The sequence below is a fragment of the Muriicola sp. genome, from assembly GCF_041567615.1.
Classification (GTDB): Bacteria; Bacteroidota; Bacteroidia; order Flavobacteriales; family Flavobacteriaceae; genus Muriicola.
Genome location: NZ_JBFGBM010000156.1, coordinates 1 through 6,610 on the forward strand (window position 1 = coordinate 1; position 6,610 = coordinate 6,610).

Consider the following 6,610-nt stretch of genomic DNA (forward strand, 5'->3'; position numbering starts at 1 on the left):
AGGAGTACACGGCTATTGACCAGGCTGTCTGGAGGTATGTGATGCGAAAGAATGTGGACTACCTCAGCAAGGTAGCCCATCGTTCTTATGTAGACGGACTTGCAAAAACCGGGATCTCAATTGACCATATCCCAAACATGTACGGGATGAACAGGATTCTGAAGGAGATCGGATGGGCTGCCGTGGCCGTTGACGGATTTATCCCACCCTCGGCCTTTATGGAATTCCAGGCGTATAACGTCCTTGTGATCGCCGGAGATATCCGCCAGCTCGAACATATCGAATACACCCCCGCCCCGGACATCATTCACGAAGGGGCCGGGCATGCACCCATCATTGCAAATCCCGAATACGCTGAATACCTGAGGCGGTTTGGAGAGATTGGATGCAAGGCGCTCTCCAATACCAAAGACCACGAATTGTACGAAGCTGTTCGGCATCTTTCCATCATCAAAGAAGCTCCGGGCACTCCGGAGAAAACCATAGAGGAAGCCGAAAAGAAGATAGAAGAACTCCAGAACAACATGGGAGAACCCAGTGAAATCGCCCTCATCAGGAACCTGCACTGGTGGACCGTGGAATACGGTCTGATCGGTACCCTGGACCGGCCTAAGATCTACGGAGCCGGTCTGCTTTCCTCCATAGGGGAGAGCGCCTGGTGTATGACCGACAAGGTGAAAAAAGTACCCTATTCCATTGAAGCTGCTCATACTTCCTTTGACATTACCAAGCCACAACCCCAGTTGTTCGTAACCCCTGATTTCGCCTACCTGAGTCAGGTTTTGGAGGAGTTCGCCAACACCATGGCCCTGAGAAAAGGCGGACTTGACGGGGTGAAAAAGGTCATCGCCTCCAAGGAACTATGTACCCTGGAACTCAGTACCGGGCTGCAGATCTCGGGATCCTTCACCAGGGTGATTGAACACCAGAATCTGCCCGTCTACATCCAGACCACAGGGCCCACTGCCCTGGCGTACCGGGAAAAGGAACTGGTGGGCCACAGCACAAAGAACCACCCCGATGGTTTTGGATCGCCCATAGGAAAATTAAAGGGCATCAACCTGGCCATCGAGGATATGAGCCCGCGCGACCTCAAGGCCTACAATATTTACGAAGGGGAACGCAAGACCCTGGAATTCGAAGGAGGCATCAAGGTAGAAGGAGAGATCATAACCGGTACCCGCAACCTCAGAGGGGAGATCATCCTGATCACCTTTAAGGATTGTACGGTCACCCACGGGGATACTGTCCTTTTTGAGCCTTCCTACGGCCTGTACCATATGGCTGTGGGGGATAAGATCGTCTCGGCCTTCAATGGCCCTGCCGACCTGTCGAGCTTCGACCTCATCACACACGAGGTGACCAGTACGACAATAAAACCTGTCTTATCACCTGAGCGAAAGAAACTGCAGCAGCTCTACCGGCAGATCAGAGAATTCAGGGAAGGGACCAATACGACCATCTCCAGGAATAAGGTGTTTAAAGAAATCAGGGAAAATTATCCCGACGACTGGCTGCTTTCCGTGGAACTGTACGAACTGGCCAGGAATAACAGGGATGAAGATTTCGCAAGTGAGATTCTGGACCATCTGCAGGATGTCAAACACAAACACCCTGAATTAGGACACCTCATCGATGACGGGATCAGCCTGGTGGATGCTGAAAAAGTGGCCTCATAGCCCGGTATCAAATGACATAAAGGGATACTCCCTTTTAAGGCTCGACATTTTCTCCTCCAGGTCCTTTTTAAAAGCAGTGTAAGCTTCAGATTCCGGATGGAATGGGCGGTGGTTAAGGCCCCTTTGAATTTCCTCCACCCTCGCCATAATCGGATATTCTGAAGGTAGTATACAGGCAGAACGGAAACGTTCCCAAATATAGTCCACGGCCAGGGCATTGGGATGCAGCATATCCGTTTCGTAAAACCTGTAGTCCCTGAGCTCATCCATCATCAGTTCATAGGCCGGGAAATAGGTGACCCCCCTATCCCCATAAACTTCAAGGAGTTCATGCAGGGCCACAAAGAGGTGCGACTTGCTTCGCTGATTCTCCACGAATCCGTCCCTGATATGCCTTACGGGCGAAATCGTGAAGATGACAGACACTCCAGGATTCGCTTCAAAGACCAGATCCAGGGCTTTTTTGAGATCCTGCCGGATGTCCTCAGGGGAGGACAGGACTTTGTCGAATTCCCGCTGGGGCACCTTGTGGCAATTCGCCACCCACTGGCCGCTTTCCCTGCGAACATAACCCCAGGCAGTTCCCAGTGTAATCACCAGGTGTGATATCTTTTTCAAATGATCCCCGGTTGCCTCCAGCCTATTGTTGAGCCCTTTCAGCATCTCCTCCCGGTTGGCATGGCTCAGGTCTGAGTGCACCTCATGGCAGTGCCATCGCTCCATATGGAAAAAACAATCTTCTGTTGTAAAATATCGTCCAGCCTTTGCCCTCTCCAACAGATGGGATATCCCCCTGGGGTGAAAAAGAGTGCCAAAGGGATTCAGAGTGTTGCGAAACTGATAAGAGGACAGTTTTCCTCCCATATGTCCGGCAAAGCAGGAACCCATCAACAGGATTTCGCTCGCATAGGAAATGGGTTGTGGGTGTTGGGGTATCTTAAGGCGGGTCTGGAGCTCCATGGGATCAGGAAATCAGGGTACGCACCTTCTCGAGAGCCTCTTTGATCCCTCCGGGATGCTTTCCCCCGGCTGTTGCGAAGAAGGGCTGGCCCCCGCCTCCCCCCTGAATGTATTTCCCCAGTTCCCGGACGATCTGCCCGGCATTCCAGCCTTTGGAAGCCGCCAGGTCTTTAGAAATATAACAGCTCAAAAGGGCTTTACCGTCCTTCTCTGCGCCCAGGAGCAGGAACAGGTTCTCTTCCTCCTGCCCCAATTCAAAGGAGAGGTCCTTCATGGCCCCGGCATCGAGGTCCACTTCCTTTGAAAGGAATTTGTAGTCTGCTAGCGACTCCAGTTCCTTTTTTATCTCCGACTTCAGACCGCTTGCCTTGTCTTTTTGCAGGGCCTCTATTTCCTTTTTAAGCTGGGTATTTTCCTCCATGAGGTTTTCGATCGCCTTCACCGGATCCCCGCTGCTTTTTAACCGTGCTTTGATCTCGTCTAGCTGACCTTCTTTTTCCTGGAAATATTCCCTCACCGCATCAGAAGTGATCGCTTCTATCCTCCGCACCCCGGCGGCTATAGCCCCTTCTGACACGATCTTGAAATGCCATATCTCGGCTGTATTCTGCACGTGGGTTCCCCCGCAGAGTTCGATGGAATCCCCAAAGCGGATGGTGCGTACCTGCTCTCCGTACTTTTCTCCGAAGAGGGCGATCGCCCCTTCCTTCATAGCTTCCTTCATGGAAACCCGTCGGTTTTCCTGCAGTGGGATTTGCTCGTGTATACGTTCATTGACAAAATCCTCCACCTTGTCCAGTTCCTCCCTGCTCATCTTTGCGAAATGAGAAAAATCGAATCGCAAATGGCCTGCATGCACGGCTGAACCTTTTTGCTCCACATGGGAGCCCAGGACCTGTCTCAAGGCCTGGTGCAGGAGGTGGGTGGCGCTGTGGTTCCGGGCTATCTTGACCCTTAGTTCCGCATCTACCACCGCCGTCAGGGAGTCATTCAGGTGTTTGGGGAGGTTTTTGGCGTAATGTACGATCTCGTTATTCTCTTTTTTGGTATCCAGGATATACACCACATCCCCATTGGGCACTTCCAGGTATCCCTTGTCCCCTACCTGTCCGCCTCCTTCCGGGTAAAACGGGGTCTTGTCGAACACCAGTTGGAACTGCGTCCCTTCTTTTTTCGTGGAGATCTTGCGGTACTTCAGCAGCCTGACCTCTGCCCGGAGCTGATCGTATCCCAGGAATTCCTGTTCTCCATCGGAGTGTACTACCTGCCAGTCGTCCTTAGCCACCTCGGAGGCCGACCTGGATCTCGACTTCTGTTCCTGCATGGCTTTTTCGAATCCAGCTTCATCCAGGGTATACCCTTTTTCGCTCAGGATCAGGCTCGTCAGATCGATGGGAAACCCAAAAGTGTCGTACAACTCAAAAGCCTTCTGCCCGTCTACCTCCTTGCCCTTGGTTTTGGCGATCACCTCATCCAGGAGGATAAGACCCTGTTCGAGGGTTTTCAGGAAGGAATGCTCCTCCTCCCTGATGACATTCTCGATCAGGACCGCTTGTTTTTTCAGTTCCGGAAAAGCAGCGCCCATGTGAGCGACCAGTACCTTCACAAGTCTGTACATGAAAGGTTCATGGATCTCCAAAAAGGTAAAGCCGTACCTCACCGCCCTCCTCAGGATACGCCTGATAACGTATCCGGCCCCGTTGTTGCTGGGCAGCTGCCCGTCTGCGATAGAAAAGGCCACCGCCCGGATATGGTCGGCCACCACCCGCATGGCGATGTCTTTTTGAGGGTCAGACCCGTAGTGTTCTCCCGTGATATTCTCTACCTCCTTCAGGATAGGCTGGAAGACATCTGTATCGTAATTGGATTTCACTCCCTGCAGAGCCATGCAGAGGCGTTCAAAGCCCATCCCGGTATCTACGTGTTTCTCAGGAAGGGATTCAAGACGGCCATCGGCCTTGCGGTTGTATTGTATAAAGACCAGGTTCCAGATCTCCACCACTTCGGGGTGATCCTGGTTGACAAGGCCGGCCCCGGGTACTTTGGATTTCTCCTCTGCCGATCGCAAGTCCACATGGATCTCTGAACAAGGTCCGCAGGGGCCCTGGTCACCCATTTCCCAGAAATTGTCCTTCTTGCTGCCGAGAATGATCCGGTCTTCCGGGACAATGGCCTTCCATAGGTCATACGCTTCTTTGTCGAGTTCCAGCTCGTCTTCCTCGCTCCCCTCAAAAACAGAAACATACAGGCTGTCCTTATCGATCTTATAGACCTCCGTCAGCAATTCCCAGGCCCAGGCAATGGCTTCTTTTTTGAAATAATCCCCAAAACTCCAGTTCCCCAACATCTCGAACATGGTGTGGTGATAGGTATCCTTTCCCACCTCCTCCAGGTCGTTGTGCTTTCCGCTCACCCGGAGGCATTTCTGGGTATCTGCGATCCGGGGGTATTTTGATTTGCTATTCCCCAGGAAATACTCCTTAAATTGGTTCATTCCGGCGTTGGTGAACATCAGAGTGGGATCATCTTTGATCACCATGGGCGCAGAGGGCACAATTGTGTGGTCCTTACCCTTGAAAAAAGCCAGGAAATTTTCGCGTATCTCGCTGGAAGTCATAGAAAAAGCTAAGGTTTTGGTAATTTTAACGCTTTCTGCAAAACAATTTTTATATTTGTTTGTTTTGATACTTTGGAAGCACAAAAATAGGATAAATTACATTCATGTCTAAAGTTAAGTACTATTACGACCCGGACACACTTTCCTATCGGAAAATAGAGCTTAAGAAATCCCGTCGTTATAGGAACATCTTCCTCTTTATCCTGGGTTCTGCCCTGTTTGGCTTCCTCGGACTCATCTTTCTCTTAAACACGAACATCCTCAATACGCCCAGGGAATTATCCCTTGCCCGGGAACTGAAGAACTACGAGCTCAGGTTTGAGCTGCTCAACAAAAAAATGGAGCAGGTTGAACAGGTTTTGGCGAATATTGAAGACAGGGACAACAACATCTACCGCCTGTATTTTGAGGCCAATCCCATCCCCGAAGAGCAGAGACGGGCCGGATTCGGGGGGGTCAATCGCTATAAATCCCTCGAAGGCTTCAACAACTCGGAGATGATCATTGCCACCACCCGCAGGCTGGACGTGATCCAGAAACAAATGGTCATTCAGTCCCGTTCCCTGGACGAGATCACTAAACTCGCCGAAGACAAGGAAAAACTCCTGGCGTCCATTCCCGCCATACAGCCGGTAAAAAATGAGGACCTGACCCGTATGGCCTCCGGTTACGGGTGGAGGTCAGATCCCTTTACAAAGGCACGAAAAATGCACTGGGGGATGGACTTTACAGCTCCCAGGGGAGTGCCGATCTACGCCACCGGAGATGGGATGGTATCACGGGCAGACAACAACGCATCGGGGTACGGCAAGCATATCCGGATCGATCACGGATATGGGTATATGTCCCTCTACGCCCACCTCAGCAATTACAATGTCAAAAGGGGACAGAAAGTGAAGCGGGGAGACCTTATCGGTTTTATCGGCAGCACGGGGAGATCTGAAGCGCCTCACCTGCATTATGAGGTCTGGAAAGACGAAGAGCGGATCAATCCCATCAACTTCTACTACGGCAGTTTGACGGCTGAAGAATTTGAGATCATGCTGAAATACGCCAACCAGGAGAACCAATCCCTTGACTGATGCATATAGAGCTTCCCGAAAAACGGTATTACGGTATTGGCGAAGTGGCCAGGGCCTTTGACGTGAACACCTCCCTGATCCGTTTCTGGGAAAAAGAGTTCGACGTGCTCCAGCCCAAAAAGAACGCCAAGGGGAACCGCAAGTTCACTCCTGAGGACATCAAGAACCTCCACCTGATCTACCACCTGGTGAAAGAGCGGGGCTTTACTTTGGAAGGGGCCAAGATCCACCTGAAGGAAGAGCGAAAAAAGACCCTGTCTAACTTCGAGATC

5 protein-coding genes are annotated in these 6,610 nt (G+C 51.4%); 3 read left to right on the plus strand and 2 right to left on the minus strand.

The window, feature by feature from the left end:
- On the plus strand, positions 1-1,679 hold a 1,679-nt coding region (locus tag ABYP73_RS10425), incomplete at its 5' end, for an aromatic amino acid hydroxylase (RefSeq protein ID WP_372974278.1).
- On the opposite strand, the gene ABYP73_RS10430 is transcribed toward ABYP73_RS10425, so the two are convergent.
- Positions 1,674-2,639, minus strand: coding sequence for a GSCFA domain-containing protein (locus tag ABYP73_RS10430; RefSeq protein ID WP_372974279.1), 966 nt, complete (start codon positions 2,637-2,639; stop codon positions 1,674-1,676). The two genes, ABYP73_RS10425 and ABYP73_RS10430, sit on opposite strands and share 6 nt — an antisense overlap.
- A 4-nt stretch (positions 2,640-2,643) precedes the next feature.
- Complete coding sequence (gene alaS / locus ABYP73_RS10435) at positions 2,644-5,256, minus strand: alanine--tRNA ligase (protein ID WP_372974280.1); 2,613 nt, start codon at positions 5,254-5,256, stop codon at positions 2,644-2,646.
- 104 nt (positions 5,257-5,360) lie between these two features.
- On the opposite strand from alaS, the gene ABYP73_RS10440 reads away from it, so the two are divergent.
- Together ABYP73_RS10440 and ABYP73_RS10445 are read left to right on the plus strand one after the other, a co-directional pair.
- Entirely contained in the window at positions 5,361-6,338 is a 978-nt protein-coding gene (locus tag ABYP73_RS10440) for a M23 family metallopeptidase (protein WP_372974281.1), read from the plus strand.
- Positions 6,338-6,610: MerR family transcriptional regulator (locus ABYP73_RS10445; protein WP_372974282.1), on the plus strand; the 273-nt coding region annotated here is incomplete at its 3' end. The genes ABYP73_RS10440 and ABYP73_RS10445, both read left to right, overlap by 1 nt.